Source organism: Pedobacter cryoconitis (assembly GCF_003259615.1).
In the GTDB taxonomy this organism is placed as follows: Bacteria; Bacteroidota; Bacteroidia; order Sphingobacteriales; family Sphingobacteriaceae; genus Pedobacter; species Pedobacter cryoconitis.
Genome location: NZ_QLLR01000008.1, coordinates 125,513 through 145,186, shown reverse-complemented (window position 1 = coordinate 145,186; position 19,674 = coordinate 125,513). Strand labels below are relative to the sequence as shown.

The window sequence follows — 19,674 nt, the reverse complement described above, 5'->3', positions numbered from 1 at the left end:
TTTTTCAGGTTTACGTCAATTACAGAATCGTTACCGCACCTATTGTACAGGCGGGTAACGCTCATTAAACACCGCATAGGCGGGTTAATTGTCATAGCCTGTTATCATAAAATTAATACCTGATTTTTTTCTCAAATCCTTTCTTAGTGCCCTGACTTTTGGAAGCCATTTTTCCATGATTAGTCTGACCCTCACTTCACATTCAGCTTGTTCTAATTTAAGTTTTAACAATTCTTCCAGTTCCTTTTGATAATCTTTTTTAAGAAAATTCTCGATCTCGCGGCCTATTTTCTTTGGGTCTTGACTCTTTGCCTTAGTGAGAAAAAGCTGCATGTCAAGACCCAAAGGGTCATCTGGATGCCTGCTCAACAGTCTCGGCAATGAAATCCTGTTAATATAATCTTGAAGGACATCATCAATGTCACACGTAAGTACCATACACAATATTTGAAAGTCTTTTGGTACTGTTATAATAAGTTGTTTTACCATATTCACATTTTACCAGTAATGATTTGGTACCATTTGTTTATTATATCTGCATATTGCGGAGAGTTAGATCCTACATCTGCCATTCCAAGTTTTAGGATCTGTTTGATGGGCGCAATATGTAACTCGTGGAACATGGCTACTCTAGTACCTTTACTTTTAAAATGGGCATCTTTATATTTTTTAAAAATCGAAGTAGCTAAAAAATTTACCCCGCAACCTTCATTAATGAGGTAGTTATAAACCTTTATATTTATGATATACGTTTCGAGGGCATGCTTTGGGGTAATATTTGAGTACTCACATAAACACAAAAAGTCATCTGGTAAATCAAGTATTACAGTTACCTCATTTTTGTCCTCTGGTTTTTTGTTTCCTTGTTCTTGCATAATCATCTGATTTATTAGCAAATAAAAGAATCCGGCAAATCAATAATTAATTATTTTGGCTGATATAATATTTAAATTCCAAATAAAATATATGGGCCATACAAATGTTTTATTTGGATTAGACGTATCTTAGCTATCGAAGAAAAACTAAATTTGCGAAATGGAAACTACTGATAATACAAAAAGTGTCCACATAGGACAAAATATCAAGCGTATTAGAGAGATCAAAGGTATAAAGCAAGAAACCTTGGCGTTGGAATTGGGTAGCGATTGGAATCAAAGTAAAGTGTCCGTAATGGAAGGCAGGGAATCCATTGAAGAGGACCTGCTAAAGCAGGTTGCAGAAATATTAAACGTAACACCGGAAATGATTGAAAAATATGATGAAAAGGCTGTAAATAATTTCTTCAGCAACACCTTTAATGATTCAAGCATAGGCAATGTTGCTAGTAACTTATACCATTGTAACTTTAATCCACTTGACAAAGTTGTAGAGCTTTATGAGCGCCTGCTTGTAAGCGAAGCCGCAAATCGCAATTCCGCAAAATAACCTTTAAGAGTTATAACTGGCCTTTTATGTGCGCCAGTTATAACTCATTAAAAATTGTAAAATTCTTTTTCACAAAATTTCATTTTTAAGCTGATTCACATCAAATGTGATCTGATGGGCTTTAATAGCCGGAACAATACCTATTTAGCCAAAGTTTTTTAGTCTTAATTTTTGAGTATATTTGAGCTTAAATGCTTATTAACTGATGAGTGCGCTTAAAACCAATCATATCGGAGAGAATATTAAAAAAATTCGTTTGCTTAGGGGCATGAAACAGGCAACCTTTGCCAAAGAATTGGGCATCGCCCAGCAAAATGTATCAAAAATGGAAAAGAAAACAAACATACCAGACGAACAACTTGAACTTGCCGCTAAAATATTGGGTACAAATTTAGAAGCTTTAAAGGATTTTGATGAAAACAAGGCAGTTTTCCAAACCAACATCATCAACGAAAACCAGGTAAATCATTTCAATTCTGTTAATAAGGACATCTTAGAATATTTTGAACTTAAACTTGCAAAAAAGGATGAGGAAATAGAAAGGCTAAAGGAACAGTTAGCAAAACAGAAACCAAGCCGTTCAAAAACAAAGACTGAAAGCGTTACTACCCCTCTTAGAAAGGTGAGTGCCGGATAAGGAATAATTTTTGCTTATACCTAATAAATGAACCATTATGTATTCAGAAGCTAGAAAACTACATTTAATAGAGGAAGTAATTAAAATCAAAAGTGATGCAGTGCTTACTGAAATCGAAGCAGTAGTGAAAAAGAGCATGACAATTAGTAGATTGAAAAAAACTTCTGCCCATGATTTTTTGGGAATTATTTCCAAAAAGGACATCAAGCTAATGAATGCAGCCATCGAAGATGGTTGTGAGCAAATAAACGATGATGACTGGAAGTAGTAATTTTCTGCTCGACACGAATATCATTTCAGCCCTGTTTAAGGGAGAGAAAACAATAGCTGATCGTATTGATAACGCAGACGAGGTTTACATTCCTGTTATTGTCTTGGGTGAATTATATTATGGCGCTCGGTACTCTACCAACGTTCAGAAAAATATCGATAATATTAACAGACTGGTACAAACTTATGAAGTTTTAAATAGCAATCAGGAGACAGCGTCAATCTATGGCGAAATAAAAGCCTCCTTAAGAAAAAAAGGAAAGCCAATTCCTGAAAATGATATTTGGATCGCCACTATCGCTAAGCAATATCAGCTTACGCTGGTAACAAGAGATAGGCACTTCAATGAAATCGATGCGCTTCTAACGGCCAAATGGTGAATTAATCGGCATTTAGAAAGATTAAATACCTAACCGCTTCAATAATCCTTTTCATTAAGGGTGTATTTTACACCCATTCAACAGTTTAGCATATTAAATTTATTCTGTAGATTTGCTCACGAGAGCGTTAATGTGCGGGGGTGCTATCCATTGGATTACCTCCGCCATTTGCCTTAAGGATGTTCTTCTGTACTTAGAGGAGTGCATCAACTAAAAATTTATGATGGTACAGCTCGCGCCATTATTCATTTATCAAACTATTATGGGCGTTCGTATGCTTATGTCTAATCCCAATATAAAAGTTGATATGCTTAATATTAAGCATATATCAGAAGTAGAAATCGGCGATGTAGTCGCCAATTTAGGTGAGATTCTAGAAATTGAACGGACTTTAATTCATTATGTACTAGTCATTTCAAGGTTGAATGAAAAACAAGTTGTAAAATTCGATAAAAATTCAGATATGGTACTCATAAGCTTTAAAGGTGCTCTAGATTCAGATATACAGGAGAAATCGTTTAAGGGAGATAAATAAAATCTCTACCTCCCTAATTATTTTAGCTTATGGACTCCCAAATAAATGCGGATACAAATTTTCAGTTCTATCCTGAAATGTATATTTTTCAAGATCCACCAATAAGAACAGACATCACGATCTTGGATTTAGTTTTGTTCATTATCTTCTCTGTCTCATTACTAACTGTCTTTATTTTAGTATTGGATAAATGGGTCAATGAAGAAATACGAGTACTTAAAGAGCAATTAGAAATCGAAAATGAAATCGTTGCAATTAAGACACCAGAAGTTCATAATAAAACCATTCCCTTAGCAATATTTTAAATACAACAATAGTTTCTATTTAACGGGAAATGCCCTTTTCTGCTTCTTCTTCCTCTTCATTATTTTCAGCGCTTTCGGCTTTTTCAGGTTCTGGTTCTTCCTCTTTGGGCTTTCTGGCTAGAATTTTTTCCAATTCTATTTCAAATAACTGATCTATATCTTCCTTGATTCTCATGTAATTTTCTATAATGTCACCGTAAGTGACCTTTTCTACCTTGGGAATAGGCTTATAGGACTGTTCTTCTTTAGCAATTGAATCGTGATCGTTCTGTATTTCGTTATGAAACATTTTTAGTTTGATTTTCTGCTCTGGATTATCTGCAACTAAGCCAACAAACTCACCTGATGAGAGGGAAGCAATCTTTGAAGCAGGTATCGCATAATCCATTTGGGTAGATTTTGAAATGGAAATATCAGAGCTATTTATGCTCTTACTTTCACGGTCTTGCATAATCTTACCAAAATTCTCGCTTAATTTTTTGGCCGTATCTCCTGTGACTTGTCCACTGATTACATTGCCGATAATTCCTACGATCACATCTGCTTGTTCTGATCCATAATCCTTTTTTAATTGGCTAAAGTCCTGAACAGCCAAAGTAGTGGCAACTTTATTACTTCTTGCCGTAGCGATCAATCCGTCCATATTATTAAAGAAAATAGTTGGAAATTCGTCAAATATCAAACTGCTTTTCATTTGGTTTTTTCGATTGACCAGCTTGATCATCCTTGAAATATATAATGATAATACGGCCCCATACACCTGTTGCTTTTGTGGGTTATTGCCTACGCAAACTATTTTTGGCTCTTCAGGGTTATTGATGTCAAGTGTAAAATCGTTGCCACTTAACACATAATAAAGCTGGGGTGACGATAATCTCGCCAAACCAATCTTGGCAGACGCAATTTGTCCCTCTAATTGCGCCATAGCTTTATTCTGATAAGCTGAAATAAATGGATTGATTAAAACCTTGATCTCATCTTCTTCCTGTAATACAGCAAACAGCTTGTCATAGTCGGCCTGCATCAATTCAATCACGTGGGGAAGTGTGCAGAACTTTCCATTTTCATATTTACGAAGATACCAAATCACTGCTGTTAAGAAATTAATTGGAGACTCCACGAAGAAATCTCCATTCTTTTTTAGCCATTCGCGATTTAGTCCCATCATTATAGTTCTGGAAGATTCAGTAGCATCAGTTATGTCCTCCATACTTTCAGGATGCAAAGGATTACACCTATGAAGGATATTTTCAAAGTCAATAACCCAAAAAGTAGGTTTAATCTTATAATTTCCTTGATATTTTAACAATGCATTGTAGACGATGCGAGAAAGATCGTCATACTTATAATCGTAAAGGAACATTGAGAAACCCTTTTTAATATGTTGCTCAATAATATGCCTGATTACAAAATAAGACTTACCTGCTCCAGGTGTTCCTGCTACTAATATTCCTCTGAATGGGTTGATAATATTAATCCAGCTATTTCTAACTTTATTTTTTAATCTATATTTCGCAGGTAAGTTTATCGAATACTCATTTTCCAATAGGCGTTCCTCTTGAGGGAAAGTTTCGTTTTCGGTGTTAAACGTGTCCGTATTAAGCTTGTCTTTTATCAACCTCGATAATAATCCTCCACCGGTTAGTATAAGCATGTAGCCAGTTGAAGTTATACCTATGTATAAAGTAGCAATAAGCAATAAGTTCAAAGGTAATATCAGGCATAAAACACTGATAAAGTACAATAACAGACCTGTTAATAAATAAGCTACTATAGAGTTCTTATGTAGTTTCTCATCTTTTTTTCCTTTAACTCCAAAAAGAGAAATTATCAGTAATAATAATGCAGCCAGTTTGGGTTTAAGCAGATCATCAAATAATCCTGTCTTGGAAATGTTGTAGATAATTTTGTTAGTAACATCTGCCGTCCATCCCCATTCTTTAAATGCTGCGTAACAACATATATAAAAATGGATGGACAGTATAAAAATGCTGATTAGCCTCGTAAAATCTATAATTTTGCGCAAGCCCTGTGTGTCTTCACCTGTATTCATAAAAATGCGTTTAAAGAGTTAATCCTCTGTTTCTTTTTTTCTTTTTCCGTCGTATTCCTGGCATATAATCGGGTTGAGATTTACCAAGTAATTCGTTAAGAAAATCTGTTGTGGAAGCTGGTTCCAGGTAAGCCTTCGCAGGCTTATCTGATTCGGGTTTTAGATAGCTAATAGGTGTATTATTAGGCTTTAAATATGTCCTCAATAAGTCTGACGACCCAATTTTTGTGGCTAAGGAATTTGCACTGTAAAGCTTGCCTAAATCACTGCCATTGAAAACCGCTTTATTTTTATGGTCAATATAGGTTGCTCCGTAAATACGTCCTTGATCATTCTTCCTCAATACCAAATCTATATGCCCCTTTTTAAGTTCAGATTTAAGTGTTTCAACAGTAAAGCGTTCGTAATTTGAGAAGACCTTATTTATTTGCTTGATTAAATCTTGTCTAAATGGTATACGCTTTTCTTTATTTTTGTCGAACTTTTTTTCCAGAATCCTGAACGTTGGTTTGCTGTAAAATGAGCTTGCTTTAATTGGTACTCCGACTTTGTTACCGTTTTTATCAATTAGCGAATAGATCAATCCTTTTTTGGCAAACATTTCTGTATCCTCTTTTCCTCTGTCTGCCGTGACATTAAATTGGTTAAGGACTGCATTTAATTCGGCAATCGAAGTGTATTTATACTCTCCAACTACTGCGGCTAAGACGTTACTAATTTGCCTCTTAGTAGATAACCTGCCGTATTTTGCCTTTTCCAGATTGGCAGGTTTAATTACTATTTCCTGTTTAAATTTCCTTGACTCTGCCACAACGAGATCAAATTCCTTCTCAATTGATTTCCTTGCTGGTTCAGATAAATTTCCGCCAATGTTATGAAGGGAGATTGCTGCCCCATCCCGCTGGATACTTGTCGTTGCAATATGAAGGTGCTGGTGTCCGGCATCATTGTGCCTGTAAACTAAAAAAGGTTGATCACCAAATCCGATTTTCTCCATATACGCTATGGCGATTTCCTGCATTTTGGAACTGCTGATTTGCTCGGATGAGTGAAAGTTTAGGGAGATATGCAGGGCATTGGTCTTAACTGTTGGTTTCAGTTCATTTAGATGCTCAAACCGTTTAAGCTTATTCATAAACGTCATTTGTTCAATTTCCCCGGCAAAACCACTCGACAGTATCAGCTTGGCTTCTCCTTCAGCCACTTTATTCTCATTATAATGAAGGATACCTCTAATGTTCGTACCAATCTTTATTCTTGCAACCATTTTTGAGCTAGTTTAGATATGATGGATAGAAGGCGGTCAATTTTCGGCTCCATTGATTTGTACGTCTCGGACGTCTTAATGGCATGGAAAGATTTTTCTGTATTGCTCTGACTAATGTGGAAGCGATGCGTCTGCTGATTAATATTTACCCCAATACTTTTGATCTCCTTTCGGATCAGAGCCATTTCTTCCATCGGCTGATTCATGGTAATGTCCTTATGAAGAAGTTTAATAGGGCGGTTGTTTAGGATCTTTCGTACGACTTCACCAATCGTTTTAATATCACTTTCCTTGCGGATCTTTTCAAGTTTCTTAAACTGATTTTCAGTAAGCCTGACGATTATGGGATGACTTAATATGCTGTCCTGATCTGTGGCTTTTTTCCTTGACATAGGCTACACTTATCATTGACTTTAGGATCACGAGTTTCGAGTGATCCGCCCGTCCGAATGGACGGCAAAGAGATTTTCGTATACGAAAATACATCTTTGCTAAGCTCACGCGAGCTTCGATGCAGATCACCCGACGTCTGCTGTGACCTTCGGAATGAGTTAATAATCTTTAAAATTCTTGATGGGATGACTTGACTTAGGTACTAAGGAGATCCTCAAATCGAGTAGGGTTTTTGACCAGGCTCAATGGCACTGATGACCTTAATAGTTGCCTTATCCTATGACGGGGTTCAACTTTGATTCGTTTGATCTTTGGCTGAAAGTTGCCTAAAAAATCGCTGGCCTTGAAAGGTGTTTTTTTGTGGGTCTTTTTCATGACTTTGTTATTTAATTCAAAGCCAAAATTGAGTTGCCAAAAAATAAGTCTTTGACAACGTTTAGGGTAGTTGCTAGATTTTTTTAGTATACCGATACTATGATAGGCATGAAATAAATAGCTAAGCATTAATTGATAAACAACTGCTGTTTTCTAACTGCTAAGTCAAATTAGCTATCGAAGCTGGAATTAATGATGATTTTTGATACTAATTATAATATTGTTTTTCTCCAGAGAAGTTAAGGAAATAATGGGATAACAAAAAGCCATCGTTATGTTGGGAAACGTAGGAGTTTTCCAAGTATGGAACGTCAATCTGTACTTTCTTTAATTGTTCATTTTGCCGTGAAGAACCGACCAGAGTTAAATTTATGTAGTCAATAATATTATCTGGTGTCCCTTCTAATATGTACCCGAGCATAAGGCCGTTCTGAGGATATTCTCCTGACAGAAAATTGTCGATTCCGGTAGCTATGTACCTTGACCTAACCCTCACTGCGTCTATCTTAGATTTCCGGTTAGCTTTATGGCAATTGTTCTCGATCAAGTTCTTTGCTTCTACGTATAAGCAGATTCTCTTACGTCCTTCAATCCAATTAGTTGCCAACTTCAAATCAATTCTGGGAGCGGCCTTTGCCTTCTTTTTATTTTGGAGAATGTCCTTGTTATATAATCGGCACTCATCAGAAATTGAAATATTATAACTTATTGCTTTTTCACTTTCATCAATAAAGGTAAAAATATTTGCAGATATGGTTTCTTCATCCCAATCTATTGTGACGTTCCCATTTTCATACAGCCATTTATATGCCTCACCAACTAACACCAGGCAGTTGTTTTGAAAGCAATTCTCAAATTCACTTATAAGTGCAATATCCAGTTGTCCTACCATATTATTTCGTAGCCATATTTAAAATTTCGCCGATTAATGCAGAAGCGTCTTCCATAGCCTGGGCACGTGACCAAAATCTTTTTTGGTTTGGTTTTATAATATGTATAGAATCCTTATCATAATATTTAAAATGTTTCTGAACATAAATACTATGCACTTTTTGCTGAATAGTATACTTATCTAACTCTCTTAGCTGAGTTCTTAGGGCAGAAACATCGTTAAGCTGAACATCCGTTTTCTCACCATCAGAGTAGAAACGGATTATTATTAAATTTAAAGGATCGCTAGCCTTTAGATCAAAAACTGTAGCAGAAACCTTGGTTTTAGATGACCCGAGAAAGATATTAATGTCTTGACACAGCATTTCGGAATAAGCTTGGTTTTCAGCAACTGTTGTCCTGTGAAAACCAACAGAATTTTGTCCATCTTTAAAAAGCCCAAGGTTAAATCGCATGGTGTCCTCAATCAACATGATATCCCTAGCGGTTAAGGAGAACTGCTTTTTAAATTCTTCAAAAATCAATTCTTCAAGACTCTGGATTTCGATATTATCCTGCAGGGGCTGTTTACGTAATAAAACTATCTTATCGAAAGCATCTACAATCTTATTTCTTGATTCCACATTAGAAATCGGGAACGGCGAAGGCAATTCCATAAGCTCATTCAATAAGACGCGTTCTCTTTCTATTCCCCATGATGAAGCTGTCAAAAATAAGATGAATTTTGCTAAGTCTGAATTTAGATAAGAAACAAGATATTTTTTATCATCAATATCATTATCAATATTGTTGATTGGAAATGCGCCAGTGGTGCAATAGGCCTTACCATAAAATAAAGAACAAGCAATTTCTGTTTGATGTTGTCCTTCCTTAAATAGGATAAAGGGAGGATTAAATAAATCCTCATCATTTTTCCGGTAATACTTAGTATTTGGTTTGGTACTCGTTTTTTCATCCGTACAATATCTTTCGATACTTTCGGTAATTATCATCGATTCAGGTATAAAGTCGGGATTTTGGCTATCTGCGTTTAAGCCTCTACCAGATTTCCAATTTTTATTCTTGTCGAAGTAATTCTTAAGTGTAGATCTTTGTAAGCGTTGGAGTAATCGGAAGCCTTGAAAATTCCCCCAGAATGCTATCTTCCATATCTTAGAGTTAGGATTCTGGCACTCAATCCTCGGTAAATTTTTTATATCAGTCGGGTCTATAACCACTCCGTCTACAAGGCTAGATTTGACATACGTCTTAGGAGCCCAATATCCGATAGTTTCAGAAATATTTTCAGGTTTTAATGGATTGAAGTATACAATGCTTACCGGACCTACAGCGGATGTAAATAACTGACCTCCAAAATGTTTTGGAACTTTCCTAAAAATCGAAAGATTATATATCTTCTCGACATGGTTATCATTAAACAGCCATTTCCTGAAATTTTGATACGGCTTTTGCGTATTTGTCAGGACTTTAGAATTAAAAATCAATGCTATATCACCATTATTTGAAAACTGGGCCGATTTATGCAAAAATGGCAATACATATTCGTTAGCAAATTTATGTTTGGTGCAGTATGTAGTGATTGCTGACGGAAGTTTTTTCGTTCCGAAAGGCGGGTTCCCGACAATTAGATCCACTTTAGGAAACGTTTCAGTATCAACTTCCCCGATGGTATCCCGCCTCCATAAATTACTTCCCTGATGCTCAATTGAAGAATCATCAGGATCGAATATAAGGTAAGGCAACTGGTAATTGGTTTCTATCCAAAGAGTTTTCGGATCCAGTTCATCTACTAATGCAATGTAAAGGCTAAATGCTGCAACTTTAATGGCTGTCTGGTCGATTTCGATTCCAAATATATTATCCACTAGCAAAGACCTTAAGTCTTCAAAGGCAATTCTACTTTCGTTATGTGCTTTCTTCCATCTTTTAATCAGTCTTCTGTAACTTTCAACAAGGAAAATGCCTGATCCACAAGCCGGATCCAATATCTTCAAATTGAAGTTAGAATCATTTACAGCAAGTTTATCTGAAAGGATTAGTTCCACTAAATTGTGTGGAGTGTAGAACTGCCCACGCTCATGCTTAAATTCCCCTAAGAAGTTCTCGTAGATTTCACTTAATACCTCTATCTGGATAATTTCAAAGTTAAATATACGCCAGTCGTCGAAGAGCGTACTATTTCCAGAAATATCGCCATCTATGAAACATCTTTGAATAAATTTAAGATGTTGCTCAGTTACGGCATCTTTTTCATTCTTTAGAACTGGAGATACATTTCCATTAAAATGAAGCTGCACTTCATCAAATAATTGATATGTAGCCTCTTTATCTTCCAAAATATCAAAATAGCTACTGCTGCCCGGTTTTATTCTTTCATATAACCCCGCTTCATTAGCCGCACCTTTATCCTCTAAAAAGAGAATAAATAAGGAGCGCATTAATAATCCATGAATGATTTCCCTGCCAAGTCCATTTTTTTCCAGGGCTTTAGCAGTATCAAAAAGACACTTAACCAGATAGGCATCAATTCGATTTTGAAGATTTATTTTCTTCCTTATTTCGAGCTGCTCAGTCCATAAAAGTCCATTATCCACACCAATTCTTGAAAATATTTCCAGTAAAATGCTAAGCGCATCGGCATCTTTATTCTGTGTGTTATAATCAAATAATTGTGCGGGATTTAATTTACTGCTAGGATCATCAAGGCTATTGATATATAGGGGCTTTTCATAGCAGTTATATATCCTAATCTCAGTTGAAGATAAGGCGAATAGTAATATAACTTTTCTGTAGTTCCAAGCTTTATGTTGAATTGTAGCTATACGTTTCAATTCAACATCGGTAAATGAATCAACTTCAACAAAAAGTATAGCCGGATGATTGCCAGAAAAATAGATTTTATCCGCCCCGATCTTTATGATTTCTGCGTAATCGGGGTAGCGGGCTACAACTTCGGAATTATCCGTCAGGAAGCCTGTATATCCTAATTCACTGTAAATTGATTCTTTACGCATATTTTATGGATGATTTTAGAGGCTAACGGTAGTAACTCTGGATTTGACCACACAACAAATGTAGTACAATATTTCCCTTTTTAAATCGATGGAGTGTATTTGATTTAATAGATATTGCACTTCTTGCAAAGTCTAGGAATAAACGCCTTAAACGTCAATCGGATAACTCCTAAAACAGATACGTAAGCAAGTTTATACGATATGTCACAAAATTGGCAGGAATAACTTTTGGAAATTAAACCGTAATCTTATGTATTGCGGATACATTATTATCCCAGACAGCCATGATGATGAGCCAAGACACCTATTACAATTCATTGAAATAGGTGTCTTGGCCATACTTTTTGTAAATTAAGCTTCTGTCTACACTTCTTGCGTTGTTTTTTAAATGATTTTTATTAATATAGTACCTATGGATAACGAAGTTTGGAACATTTCAACGGACAACAAGGCTAAAATAGATAAAGACATTGCCAATTATATTATTGAGCAAGGGGAAAAATCTCTTAAATACTCTATTGAGGTTGCTGATAAAACGACATCGAAATCAATAACTTTGCTTTTAATCTTTTTGCCAATAACATCTACCATCGTAGGTTTTTTAATAAATTCTGTTAGACAAAATAAAACATTGATTTCATCCGAAACAATATTGCTGGCCTATTTACTGATCGTCTGCATAGTAGCACTTATTTTCGTTGTGAAGCTTATGCTCCCTCGTAATACTATGGCAATGGGCAGAGAGCCAAAACAATTGGTTGTTGATCAAATTCTTCAGTTAGCCGATCGTAGTAACGAGGATAAATTAATGATATATAAACTTAACGAAATAAAGAATTATCAGTACAAAATCGATTATAACCGGAAACAAAATGATTCCAGGATATTGCTCTTTAGACATATATTACTTTACACCAGCATAACAGCAATCTTTGGCTTAATTTGCTATATTCTTATCGTGTACCTATCGGCAGTTCAGTTGTTGTAGGTTGCGGAGCATCTACTGGAATTTCTGGATAGTCATTTGGGTCAACCATATCAATTGCTATTTCTTGTAAAGATATGAACTAGAATTTATTTTTCACTTACCAAGTTTATATTTCACTCGTATCACTAGATGAAGTATATTCTATGATCTTTATCATATTAATTTTAACACCTTGATAGGTAGTTGTCAAAAAGAAATTATAACAATAATGATTATTGTGTTTAAAGACAATTCTATGAGAAGAATATCGGATAAGCGCAATGTAACCCCTGAGCAGGCTATTGAATTGCTAGCAGAGCATGGGACAAAAGTGACAAAAGAAGAAGCAATATTGATTTTGGATTTTATGTATAAATTTTGTATATTAGCTGTTAATCAATTAGTTACAAATGATAAAATCAAAAAATAATGGAGACCAAAAACAACATTCAAGCGGTTGTTTATCGTGATCGAAGAACACATAAGCTTGATCAAAAACTAAATTCAACTAATCCATTACTCCCGCAAAGGAAAGTGGCGTATCTGTATATCAGAGTAAGCACTGATGAACAGGCTGACCGTGGATTTTCCCAAAGAGATCAAGATCAACGGCTACATGAATATTGTGAAAGGAACGATTTACAGGTAGGAAAAGTTATTTATGAGGATTATTCTGCTAAAACATTTAAGAAGCGCCCTGCGTGGATGAAATTGCTAACTGAGCTTAAAAACACAAAGGGAAGGAATTGTAATATGATCCTTTTCACCAAGTGGGATCGTTTCAGCAGAAATACGGCGAATGCTTATAATATGATTGACGTTTTGACTGCGTTGAACATTGAACCTAACGCTATAGATCAATATCTTGATTTGAAAGTTCCAGAAAGCAGAATTATGCTGGCTGTATACATAGCGATGGCCGAAGCCGAAAATTTAAGACGGGGTTTGAATGTGGTTGTAGGAATGAGGAGAGGAAAATTGGAAGGCCGATGGATGGGCAAGGCACCAGCAGGATATATTAATAGGATAACGGAAAATAAAACGAAATATATCGAGCTACATGAACCGGAAGCTTCACACGTTAAGTGGGCTTTTGAGACTTTAGCTGAAGGAACCTACGCAACTGACGTTACATGGAATTTAGCTAGGTTAAGGGGGATGAAATGTAAGCGCAACACATTTTGGGCGGTAGTTCGAAATCCAGTTTACTGCGGGAAAATAATTGTTCCACCAGATGAACATACTGAGATGTTTCTTGCAGATGGAAAACATGAACCTCTGATAAGTGAAAAGTTATTCTGGGAAGTTCAAGATATATTGAATGGTAGAAGGAAGGTTCAAAGTGTAAAAGCTGAAACACCTTTAAATCTACCGCTAAGAGGGTTCCTATATTGTCCAATATGCAACAGAACATTGACTGGAAGCCCATCCAAAGGGCGGAGTGAATATTATTACTATTATCATTGTAAGTCGCCATGTAAAGTTAGATTTAAGGCTGATGATATAAATAAAGATTTTGAAAGGGAATTGCTCAAGTTTGTTCCTAAGCCTGGAATGGCAGAGCTTTACAAAAAGGTTATCTGTGACGTTACTGTAGATGATAAAGAAAATTTTGAAACGAACCGTAAAAGGCTGGTAGAAGAGATTTCAGATCAAAATAACATCATTACAAAAATTAGGGCGATGCTTCTTAGCGATGACTTAATTATTGATGATTACAAAATAATGAAATCTAAGTGTGAAGAAAAGATCACTAGGCTGGAAGCGGAACTTAAGGACATTAAGGATAAGGCATCTAAAAAGGTCGATTATTCTTTGCTTGTTGATGAAGCTCTAAAAAGACTTAAAAAGCTGTCTGAATTATATTCTAACGGCAATATTGAACAAAAACGTTATATTATTGGTTCGATCTATCCAGAAAAATGGACAATTTTAGAAAACAAAGGTCGAACCGGAAAAGTGAATTTAGCAGCACTACTTATCTACCAGATTAACAACACTTTACGGCATAAAAAAACCGGAGTTAGAACTAAAATTAGAACTAACTCCGGCTTGGTACCCAGCACCGGAGTCGAACCGGTACGGTTTCCCACAGGTGTTTGAGACCAGCGCGTCTACCAATTCCGCCAGCTGGGCGTTCCCTTATTAGCGGGGATGCAAATCTATATATTCAAGCTAATATATCCAAGACTTATTTTCAAAATAATGCTTTATACTATGCTTTAACCTGACCTACAGGCTCTTCCTTTAACTTTTTATCTACATAGAAAGGAGCGAAAGGCAATAACGAAGCTAAAAACACTAAAATTGTCTTTCCAATTTTCCATTTATACTCCATCCAGCACATGATCACCATCACTACATAAAACATAAACAATACCCCATGTGCCCATCCGGTATACTTTACAGCCAATGGCATGTTCGCAAAGTACTTCAATGGCATAGCGATAAAAATCAGTGCGATATAGGAAATACCTTCAGCAACTGCTACTTTTCTAAAAAGGGATAAAGTGCTCATAAATTCATGATTTGTCCAAAAATAGAAAAACCGGGACAGCAATGCCCGGTTATCTTTATTTTTTACATTGGCGGGACACCTACCCCAGCTTAAGCAAGCTATCGTTGATCCTGTTCAAGTATTTCTTTCTATAGTACAAATCCTTAATTGCGGCTAAAGTATTCGCTTCAGTGTCCTTATTCTGCGTATCAAAAACAGTTATCAATCTATCAAGCTCCTGTTGCATTAATACAGCAATACTATCAATCTCTTTTCTGATCTCTTCCAGCTTCGCCGCATCCGGTTCAAACTGTAACTCCATCAAAGACTCGTTCACGTCCATCATTTCCATCAGAAAATCCTGAGGAAGAGAATAATTCTCCCCTTCTGCCAGTATCCCCTTTAATTCAAGAATATAATGAAGACGCTTCTGCGGATCACTCAATACCTGGTAAGCCTTATTATTCAGCGTTGATAACTCTAAAACCTCCTCCTGCTTTTCAGCAGATTCATTGATATAAAAATCAGGATGATACTTTTTACTCAGCGCATAAAATTGCTGTTTCACCAGCTGCACATCCGGATTAAAAGATACAGGCAGCTTATAAAACTTAAAATAGTCCATATAACGCTATTGAATAAAGGCTTTGAATATATCGTTACCGAGCACAAAGACCATCAAACTTAATAAGATTACGAAACCTACCATCTGGGCACCCTCTAAAAACTTATCACTTACAGGCTTGCCTTTAATCATTTCTACGATCAGGAACACTACATGCCCACCATCAAGTGCTGGTATCGGCAATAAGTTCATGAATGCAAGAGCGATTGAAATTAACGCTGTAGAAGCCCAGAAATGCGACCAGATCCAAACACCACCATAAACCTTCTGTGCCAATGCAACAGGGCCCGCAAAAGCTTTATTTGCTTTAATTTTACCAGTTAATACTTTCCAGATCCCTTTACCATTATCAGTAAAAGTAATCCATGCCTGGTTTACACCAATAGGTAAAGCTTCAAAGAAACCATAGTTAATCGTTTCCAATTTGATTTCATTTGGATTGAAGCCCATTCCGATCGTACCCACGCTATCTGTACTCACCTCAAAATTAAGCTTTTCATTTCCGCGGTAAGCTTCAACGATCAGTTTCTTATTTTTCTCTTTCTTCAATTCTCTGCGGATGTCAGCATCGAACTTCACAGGTACTCCGTTAACGGCAACAATCCTGTCACCTTTTTTCATGCCTACTTTAAATGCAGAACGGCCGGCAACCACTGTATCTACTACAGTACTTAACAGCGGTGTACGGCTGATGAATTCTTCCAGACCAAGATCTGCAACCTTATTCAAAAGGTTATCAGGAACTTTAATATCTAAAGTTTTTCCCTCACGCACAATGGTAAGATTCGTATTATCCAATAATACCTTTGAGCTTGTCAATTCATCAAAACGGATAACTTTTTTACCGTTTACCGCAATCACATGGTCACCCTGTTTCAAACCGATTTCTCTTCCGATACTTCCAGGGTTAATTCCATTTTTAACAGAACTGTTTGGGATAAAAGTCTCACCGAACTTAAAGGTAAGCATCCAAAAAATAAAGATACCTACGACGATGTTCACGAAAATACCTGCAAGCATGACAATTAAACGCTGCCATGCTGGTTTAGATCTGAATTCCCAGGGCTGCGGAGGCAATGCCATTGCTTCTTTATCCATAGATTCATCAATCATACCGGCAATTTTAACATAACCACCCAAAGGCAGCCAGCCAATACCATACTCTACATCACCACGTTTGATACTGAATAATTTTACACCCCATGCGTCAAAAAACAGATAGAATTTCTCAACTTTAATACCGAAGGCACGCGCCGCAAGAAAATGTCCTAATTCGTGCAAGATTACTAATATTGATAATCCCAATAACAATTGGGCAACCATAATTAATCCGTTCATATTTTATATAATGTTTTTACTTTTGAATATTAGATCGCTAAATGTTTTTTTGTTACTAACTGACGGGCAAATATACGCGTATGATGGTCAGTTTCTAAATAATTATTCAGGCTGGGTACTTGAATAAAGGTCAGATCAGACATACATTGCTCAATGACATCACTCATTTCGAGGAATCCAATGCGGTCATTTAAAAAGGCCTCAACCACTATCTCATTCGCCGCATTGATGATACAAGGCATATTACCGCCTTTTTCCAAGGCCGTATAAGCCAATTGAAGATTACGGAAAGTATCCATATCAGGCTTATAGAAAGTCAACTCAGGATAATCCATGAAGTTAAAACGTGGAAACTGGCTTTGTATTCTCTTCGGATAAGCCATTGCATAGTGAATAGGCAATTTCATATCCGGAACGCCCATCTGCGCTTTCATTGATCCATCGTTAAACTGCACGATAGAATGCACTACAGATTGCGGATGTACAATAACATCTATCTGACTGATGTCAAGATCGAACAACCATTTAGCCTCAATCACTTCAAGACCTTTGTTCATTAAAGAAGCTGAATCAATCGTGATCTTCGCTCCCATCACCCAGTTTGGATGTTTTAAAGCTTGCTCTTTCTTAACTTTAGCCACAAAATCGCGGTCTTTCCCTCTGAAAGGGCCGCCAGAAGCTGTGATGTATATTTTTTCAATCGAACTCAATTCCTCTCCTACCAGGCACTGGAAAATCGCAGAATGTTCAGAATCTACCGGGATAATCGTTACTCCGTTTTCAGCAGCCAGCTGTGTAATCAGCTCTCCTGCCACTACTAAAGTCTCTTTATTAGCCAGTCCAATTTTTTTCTTTGCTTTAATAGCTGCAATAGTTGGCCTTAAACCAACAGAGCCCATAATGGCTGTCAGTACAAAATCGGCAGCTGTTAAAGAAGCCGCTTCACATAAAGCATCTTCCCCGCAAAGAATATTCATCCCCTGGCCAGAAAGTGCGTTTTTAACCTCTGCATATTGGTTTTCATCACCAATAACAACCAGCTGAGGTTTAAATTCAAGCGCCTGCTGAATCAGTAAAGCAGCATTCGCATTCGCCGTCAATGCACAAACCCGGTATAATTCAGGATTCGCACGAATCACGTCAAGGGCTTGGGTGCCTACAGATCCCGTGGACCCCAGTATAGCTATATTTTTCAAATCGTGTTTATCAAATTAATCAGGCTGTCTGCAATCTTTCTATCATTAGACAGACGGGGAACTTTATTCTGTCCCCCCAGCTTACCTTCTGATCGCATATAAGTAACAAATGCGTCTTTTTGTAAGGTCCGAATAACCAGCGGCTGCAAAATTTTGCCTTCAATAAGGTCAAAGTAGTAAATATTTTTTTCTTGTAAAGCCTTATCTACTTTTTTACTAAAAGCAACCAGGTCTTCAGGAGCTTTGGAAAACTCAATAAACCATTCGTGGTAAGGCAGTTCTCCGGTTCCGGGGTTTACCTGTGGAGCAACTGTAAATTCTGTAATTCCAACCCCTTGTTCATTTGCCACACTCAATAATGCCTGTTCCACCTCTTCTCCGATCACATGTTCACCGAAAGCCGAAATAAAATGTTTAATCCTGCCGGTTACAAAAATCTTATAGGGGTTTTTAGAGACAAATTTAACAGTGTCACCAATGCTGTAACCCCAAAGTCCTGCATTTGTATTCAATATCAAAGCATAGTTTTTATCCAGTTCTACTTCTTCCAGACTCAAACGGGCAGGGTTATCATTATAGTATTCATCTGCAGGAATAAATTCATAAAACATTCCCGCTTTAGCCAGCAGCAATAAACTTTTATCCTGCTGACTATCCTGATAAGCTATAAATCCTTCCGAAGCAGGATAAGTTTCTATCGAATCAATCTTTCTGCCAATACTGGTTTCAATTTTCGAACGATAAGGTTCATAATTTACCCCGCCGTAAACAAACAGCTGGAAGTTTTTAAAAATATCCTTGATCTGTTTACCGCCAGATTTTTCTATCAACCGGTCAAAATACATCTGTACCCAGGGTGGTATCCCCGAAATCAAAGTCATATCCTGGTGATAAGTTTCTTCGACTATCGCGTCAACTTTCTCTTCCCAGTCTTCAATGCAGTTGGTCTGATAAGATGGCAGCCTGTTTTTTTGCAGATAAGCAGGAACAAGATTCGCTACAATACCCGATAAACGGCCTAATTTGACACCATTCTTCTCAGTCATTACAGGGCTTCCCTGCAAAAAGATCATTTTGCCATTTACAAAATCAGCATTGCCAGTTTCATGAATATAAGTCAGCAGCGCGTTACGTGCTGCCTTCAAATGCTCAGGCATTGATTCTTTAGAAATCGGGATGTATTTTGCACCAGAAGTTGTACCGGACGTTTTTGCGAAATAAGCGGGTTTCCCCTTCCACATCACATCTTTTTCTCCGGCAACTACACGGTCAATATAGGGCCGCAGCTCTTCATAGTCCCTGACCGGAACCTGCTTTTTAAAATCTTCGTAGTTCTTAATGGACGAGAATTGATGGTCTTTGCCGAAAGCAGTATCCTGAGCAGCATCAATCAGCTGCCGGAAAGTTTCCTTTTGTGCAGCTACCGCATCTTTTTTCCATCGAGTTACCCCTCTTACAATAAAGGCTGCAAACGGTTTACTTAATGCCGCTTTTATTCCCATAAAC

General features: G+C 36.8%; 21 protein-coding genes and 1 tRNA gene. 9 read left to right on the top strand and 13 right to left on the bottom strand.

Features of this window, described 5'->3' with window-relative positions:
• Nucleotides 1–84: 84 nt before the first annotated feature.
• Nucleotides 85–489 (bottom strand): hypothetical protein, encoded by a 405-nt coding sequence (locus LY11_RS11025; protein ID WP_111633755.1) that lies wholly within the window; start codon nucleotides 487–489, stop codon nucleotides 85–87.
• Nucleotides 490–491: 2 nt separating this feature from the next.
• A complete protein-coding gene (locus LY11_RS11020; RefSeq protein WP_111633754.1) occupies nucleotides 492–875 on the bottom strand; it encodes a hypothetical protein in 384 nt (127 codons plus the stop codon).
• A gap of 160 nt (nucleotides 876–1,035) precedes the next feature.
• On the opposite strand from LY11_RS11020, the gene LY11_RS11015 reads away from it, so the two are divergent.
• The 6 genes from LY11_RS11015 (at nucleotide 1,036) to LY11_RS10990 (ending at nucleotide 3,552) form a co-directional block, all read left to right on the top strand.
• A complete protein-coding gene (locus tag LY11_RS11015) occupies nucleotides 1,036–1,425 on the top strand; it encodes a helix-turn-helix domain-containing protein (protein ID WP_111633753.1) in 390 nt (129 codons plus the stop codon).
• A 205-nt stretch (nucleotides 1,426–1,630) separates the two neighbouring features.
• On the top strand, nucleotides 1,631–2,062 hold the full coding sequence (locus LY11_RS11010; RefSeq protein WP_111633752.1) for a helix-turn-helix domain-containing protein: 432 nt from the start codon (nucleotides 1,631–1,633) through the stop codon (nucleotides 2,060–2,062).
• Nucleotides 2,063–2,099: 37 nt separating this feature from the next.
• Entirely contained in the window at nucleotides 2,100–2,330 is a 231-nt protein-coding gene (locus LY11_RS11005) for a hypothetical protein (protein WP_111633751.1), read from the top strand.
• Nucleotides 2,314–2,712 (top strand): type II toxin-antitoxin system VapC family toxin, encoded by a 399-nt coding sequence (locus tag LY11_RS11000; RefSeq protein WP_245952707.1) that lies wholly within the window; start codon nucleotides 2,314–2,316, stop codon nucleotides 2,710–2,712. Before LY11_RS11005 ends, LY11_RS11000 begins: the two co-directional genes overlap by 17 nt.
• Before the next feature lie 220 nt (nucleotides 2,713–2,932).
• Nucleotides 2,933–3,247, top strand: coding sequence for a hypothetical protein (locus LY11_RS10995; RefSeq protein WP_146610835.1), 315 nt, complete (start codon nucleotides 2,933–2,935; stop codon nucleotides 3,245–3,247).
• A 29-nt stretch (nucleotides 3,248–3,276) separates the two neighbouring features.
• On the top strand, nucleotides 3,277–3,552 hold the full coding sequence (locus LY11_RS10990) for a hypothetical protein (protein ID WP_111633748.1): 276 nt from the start codon (nucleotides 3,277–3,279) through the stop codon (nucleotides 3,550–3,552).
• Between the two features lie 19 nt (nucleotides 3,553–3,571).
• Here the strand turns inward: LY11_RS10990 and mobC are convergent, their stop codons facing one another.
• The 5 genes from mobC to LY11_RS10960 form a co-directional block, all read right to left on the bottom strand.
• Entirely contained in the window at nucleotides 3,572–5,605 is a 2,034-nt protein-coding gene (gene mobC, locus LY11_RS10985; RefSeq protein ID WP_111633747.1) for a conjugal transfer protein MobC, read from the bottom strand.
• A gap of 10 nt (nucleotides 5,606–5,615) precedes the next feature.
• Nucleotides 5,616–6,872: a relaxase/mobilization nuclease domain-containing protein gene (locus LY11_RS10980; protein WP_111633746.1), complete on the bottom strand. Its 1,257-nt coding sequence runs from the start codon at nucleotides 6,870–6,872 to the stop codon at nucleotides 5,616–5,618.
• Nucleotides 6,857–7,264, bottom strand: coding sequence for a mobilization protein (locus LY11_RS10975; protein ID WP_111633745.1), 408 nt, complete (start codon nucleotides 7,262–7,264; stop codon nucleotides 6,857–6,859). Before LY11_RS10975 ends, LY11_RS10980 begins: the two co-directional genes overlap by 16 nt.
• A gap of 584 nt (nucleotides 7,265–7,848) precedes the next feature.
• Entirely contained in the window at nucleotides 7,849–8,532 is a 684-nt protein-coding gene (locus LY11_RS10965) for a hypothetical protein (protein ID WP_111633743.1), read from the bottom strand.
• Between the two features lies 1 nt (nucleotide 8,533).
• On the bottom strand, nucleotides 8,534–11,545 hold the full coding sequence (locus LY11_RS10960; RefSeq protein WP_111633742.1) for an HsdM family class I SAM-dependent methyltransferase: 3,012 nt from the start codon (nucleotides 11,543–11,545) through the stop codon (nucleotides 8,534–8,536).
• Nucleotides 11,546–11,957: 412 nt separating this feature from the next.
• Here LY11_RS10960 and LY11_RS10955 point away from each other — a divergent pair, with 412 nt between their 5' ends.
• From LY11_RS10955 to LY11_RS27285, 3 genes are all read left to right on the top strand, one after another.
• Nucleotides 11,958–12,533, top strand: a complete 576-nt coding sequence (locus tag LY11_RS10955; RefSeq protein ID WP_111633741.1) for a hypothetical protein — start codon at nucleotides 11,958–11,960, stop codon at nucleotides 12,531–12,533.
• Between the two features lie 235 nt (nucleotides 12,534–12,768).
• Nucleotides 12,769–12,942, top strand: coding sequence for a hypothetical protein (locus tag LY11_RS26685; RefSeq protein ID WP_170132667.1), 174 nt, complete (start codon nucleotides 12,769–12,771; stop codon nucleotides 12,940–12,942).
• Entirely contained in the window at nucleotides 12,942–14,615 is a 1,674-nt protein-coding gene (locus LY11_RS27285; protein WP_394340912.1) for a recombinase family protein, read from the top strand. Before LY11_RS26685 ends, LY11_RS27285 begins: the two co-directional genes overlap by 1 nt.
• On the opposite strand, the gene LY11_RS10940 is transcribed toward LY11_RS27285, so the two are convergent.
• The 6 genes from LY11_RS10940 to LY11_RS10915 all read right to left on the bottom strand — a co-directional run bounded on the left by LY11_RS10940 (nucleotide 14,566) and on the right by LY11_RS10915 (nucleotide 19,670).
• Nucleotides 14,566–14,648 (bottom strand) — tRNA-Leu (locus LY11_RS10940). The two genes, LY11_RS27285 and LY11_RS10940, sit on opposite strands and share 50 nt — an antisense overlap.
• A gap of 79 nt (nucleotides 14,649–14,727) precedes the next feature.
• The gene (locus LY11_RS10935) at nucleotides 14,728–15,030 is read right to left on the bottom strand and encodes a DUF3817 domain-containing protein (RefSeq protein WP_068395218.1); all 303 of its coding nucleotides are present in this window, start codon (nucleotides 15,028–15,030) and stop codon (nucleotides 14,728–14,730) included.
• A gap of 79 nt (nucleotides 15,031–15,109) precedes the next feature.
• Entirely contained in the window at nucleotides 15,110–15,634 is a 525-nt protein-coding gene (hscB, locus tag LY11_RS10930; protein WP_111633739.1) for a Fe-S protein assembly co-chaperone HscB, read from the bottom strand.
• Nucleotides 15,635–15,640: 6 nt separating this feature from the next.
• On the bottom strand, nucleotides 15,641–16,972 hold the full coding sequence (rseP, locus tag LY11_RS10925) for an RIP metalloprotease RseP (RefSeq protein ID WP_111633738.1): 1,332 nt from the start codon (nucleotides 16,970–16,972) through the stop codon (nucleotides 15,641–15,643).
• Between the two features lie 29 nt (nucleotides 16,973–17,001).
• Nucleotides 17,002–18,168 carry a 1-deoxy-D-xylulose-5-phosphate reductoisomerase gene (locus LY11_RS10920; protein WP_111633737.1) on the bottom strand — a complete coding sequence of 389 codons (1,167 nt, stop codon included), beginning with the start codon at nucleotides 18,166–18,168 and terminating at the stop codon, nucleotides 17,002–17,004.
• Nucleotides 18,165–19,670: a GH3 auxin-responsive promoter family protein gene (locus tag LY11_RS10915; protein WP_111633736.1), complete on the bottom strand. Its 1,506-nt coding sequence runs from the start codon at nucleotides 19,668–19,670 to the stop codon at nucleotides 18,165–18,167. The genes LY11_RS10920 and LY11_RS10915 overlap by 4 nt, the downstream gene beginning before the upstream one ends.
• Nucleotides 19,671–19,674: the final 4 nt, after the last annotated feature.

Coding starts and splice junctions, on each gene's coding strand:
- LY11_RS11025 (WP_111633755.1), bottom strand. CDS start 489: ATGGTAAAACAACTTATTATAACAGTACCAAAAGACTTTCAAATATTG.
- LY11_RS11020 (WP_111633754.1), bottom strand. CDS start 875: ATGCAAGAACAAGGAAACAAAAAACCAGAGGACAAAAATGAGGTAACT.
- LY11_RS11015 (WP_111633753.1), top strand. CDS start 1,036: ATGGAAACTACTGATAATACAAAAAGTGTCCACATAGGACAAAATATC.
- LY11_RS11010 (WP_111633752.1), top strand. CDS start 1,631: ATGAGTGCGCTTAAAACCAATCATATCGGAGAGAATATTAAAAAAATT.
- LY11_RS11005 (WP_111633751.1), top strand. CDS start 2,100: ATGTATTCAGAAGCTAGAAAACTACATTTAATAGAGGAAGTAATTAAA.
- LY11_RS11000 (WP_245952707.1), top strand. CDS start 2,314: ATGATGACTGGAAGTAGTAATTTTCTGCTCGACACGAATATCATTTCA.
- LY11_RS10995 (WP_146610835.1), top strand. CDS start 2,933: ATGATGGTACAGCTCGCGCCATTATTCATTTATCAAACTATTATGGGC.
- LY11_RS10990 (WP_111633748.1), top strand. CDS start 3,277: ATGGACTCCCAAATAAATGCGGATACAAATTTTCAGTTCTATCCTGAA.
- mobC (WP_111633747.1), bottom strand. CDS start 5,605: ATGAATACAGGTGAAGACACACAGGGCTTGCGCAAAATTATAGATTTT.
- LY11_RS10980 (WP_111633746.1), bottom strand. CDS start 6,872: ATGGTTGCAAGAATAAAGATTGGTACGAACATTAGAGGTATCCTTCAT.
- LY11_RS10975 (WP_111633745.1), bottom strand. CDS start 7,264: ATGTCAAGGAAAAAAGCCACAGATCAGGACAGCATATTAAGTCATCCC.
- LY11_RS10965 (WP_111633743.1), bottom strand. CDS start 8,532: ATGGTAGGACAACTGGATATTGCACTTATAAGTGAATTTGAGAATTGC.
- LY11_RS10960 (WP_111633742.1), bottom strand. CDS start 11,545: ATGCGTAAAGAATCAATTTACAGTGAATTAGGATATACAGGCTTCCTG.
- LY11_RS10955 (WP_111633741.1), top strand. CDS start 11,958: ATGGATAACGAAGTTTGGAACATTTCAACGGACAACAAGGCTAAAATA.
- LY11_RS26685 (WP_170132667.1), top strand. CDS start 12,769: ATGAGAAGAATATCGGATAAGCGCAATGTAACCCCTGAGCAGGCTATT.
- LY11_RS27285 (WP_394340912.1), top strand. CDS start 12,942: ATGGAGACCAAAAACAACATTCAAGCGGTTGTTTATCGTGATCGAAGA.
- LY11_RS10935 (WP_068395218.1), bottom strand. CDS start 15,030: ATGAGCACTTTATCCCTTTTTAGAAAAGTAGCAGTTGCTGAAGGTATT.
- hscB (WP_111633739.1), bottom strand. CDS start 15,634: ATGGACTATTTTAAGTTTTATAAGCTGCCTGTATCTTTTAATCCGGAT.
- rseP (WP_111633738.1), bottom strand. CDS start 16,972: ATGAACGGATTAATTATGGTTGCCCAATTGTTATTGGGATTATCAATA.
- LY11_RS10915 (WP_111633736.1), bottom strand. CDS start 19,670: ATGGGAATAAAAGCGGCATTAAGTAAACCGTTTGCAGCCTTTATTGTA.